At 70.1% G+C, this 1544-nt stretch carries 3 protein-coding genes; 1 reads left to right on the forward strand and 2 read right to left on the reverse strand.

Going from position 1 to position 1544, the window contains the following annotated elements:
- Window positions 1–133: 133 nt before the first annotated feature.
- A complete protein-coding gene (locus P409_RS33970) occupies window positions 134–475 on the reverse strand; it encodes a cupin domain-containing protein (RefSeq protein ID WP_034849151.1) in 342 nt (113 codons plus the stop codon).
- A gap of 145 nt (window positions 476–620) precedes the next feature.
- Between P409_RS33970 and P409_RS33975 the strand changes: the two genes are divergently transcribed.
- Window positions 621–1040, forward strand: coding sequence for an acyl-CoA thioesterase (locus P409_RS33975; protein WP_034849154.1), 420 nt, complete (start codon window positions 621–623; stop codon window positions 1038–1040).
- On the opposite strand, the gene P409_RS33980 is transcribed toward P409_RS33975, so the two are convergent.
- On the reverse strand, window positions 1037–1544 hold a 508-nt coding region (locus P409_RS33980; protein WP_034849157.1), incomplete at its 5' end, for an MFS transporter. The two genes, P409_RS33975 and P409_RS33980, sit on opposite strands and share 4 nt — an antisense overlap.

A 1544-nucleotide genomic window follows, 5' to 3' on the forward strand; every position in this document is an offset into this window, starting at 1 on the left:
AAACGGCCGGCGGCGACGCCCATCTCGACGGCCAGGCGCAGCGCCTCGGCGTCCTGAAACGGCGTCGCCGGTGCGCCAAGATCGGCGCCCCAGACCAGCGGCGGCCGCGGGGCCGGCGCGGCCTGCGGCGCCTCTAGCTTTTCTCCCCGCCCTCCGGGCCCCAGAAGATCACCCATGTCGCAAAGTCATCGCTGAAATCCTCGAACCGATGCTCCATATGCGCCGGAACGAAGATCACGTCACCCGGTCCGAACGGCTTTCGTTCTCCGTCGCGGAAGAAGGTGCCGCTGCCGCGCCAGATGACATAGAGCTCGTCGCGCTTGTGCGGTCCCTGCGGATCGGTGCCGCGCGGGGCATACAGCCCGGCTTTCATGGTGCCGTGCTGCAGCCGGTAGAGGAACTGTTCGGCCGGCGGCGCGGGAAACAGCGCTTCGGTCCCGGCGACCGTGACCAGCCAATCCTGCTCGGCGCTCATGGCGCTTCTCCTTGTGGTCCCTGGTCCGGGAACGGTACGTCGGCCGGGGCCGGCGGGCGACCGGAACCTTGTCTCGCGACAAGCCGCGGCTTCCCTCCGCCGCCGATTCGGGTCTATCTCGCGGGCAGCCTGTCCGGAGAGCAGAATGACCGAGTTCGACCCGACCGACCCCGCCTCCTACCCGCATTGGGCGGAGGAGCGCGTGCGCTATTCCGACACCGACGCGCTGGGCCATGTGAACAACAACGCGTATGGCGTCTATTTCGAGACGGCGCGGCTGCACTTCTTCCGCGACGCCGGCATCCATCTGGGCAAGAGCCGCGGCGCCGTGGTGGTGCGCATCACTATGAACTTCCTGCGCGAGCTGACCTGGCCGAACGACGTGCGCATCGGCACGCGGATGGTGAAGCTGGGCGGCAAGTCCTTCACCTACGCCCAGGCGCTGTTCGTCGGCGACCGCTGCCACGCGACGGCGGAGACGGTGAGCGCGATGTTCGACCTGGAGACGCGCCAGTCCTTCCCGATCCCGGAGGAGCTGCGCACCCGCTTCGCGCCGGAGCTTTAGCGGCTCTCCGCCGGTCGCGTCTCCGGCATCGTCAGCGTGATCAGGACCAGCCCGGCGGCGGCCACGGCGGCAAGCGTGGTGAAGGCGGCATAGCTGCCGAAGCTGTCGGTCACCAGACCGGCCAGAAGCGTGCTGACCGAGGCGCCGACGCCCATGGCGCAGCCGACCAGCCCCTGGGCCAGGTTGAAATGGCCGCTGCCGCGGGCGACGTCGGAGACGGTCAGCGGCACCAGCACGCCCAGCACCGCGGCCGACACCCCGTCCAGCACCTGGAACGCCACCAGCAGCTGCGGGTCGGTGGTCAGCGAGAACAGGAAGGCGCGCACCGCCAGCGTGCCGAAGCCGAGGATCAGGAAGGGCCGCCGGCCCCAGCGCTGCGCCGCCCGGCCCATCCAGGGCGACAGCACGGTGACGGTGAGCTGCGGCACGATCACCGCCGCCGCGACCATCAGCGTCGCCGCCTGGCTCGATCGCAGGGTCACCATGCTGGCGGCCAGCGGCAGC

Source organism: Inquilinus limosus MP06 (assembly GCF_000767795.1).
Classification (GTDB): domain Bacteria; phylum Pseudomonadota; class Alphaproteobacteria; order DSM-16000; family Inquilinaceae; genus Inquilinus; species Inquilinus limosus_E.

Excerpts from the sequence above, each read along its gene's own strand:
- P409_RS33970 (WP_034849151.1), bottom strand. The coding sequence starts at position 475 with ATGAGCGCCGAGCAGGATTGGCTGGTCACGGTCGCCGGGACCGAAGCG.
- P409_RS33975 (WP_034849154.1), top strand. The coding sequence starts at position 621 with ATGACCGAGTTCGACCCGACCGACCCCGCCTCCTACCCGCATTGGGCG.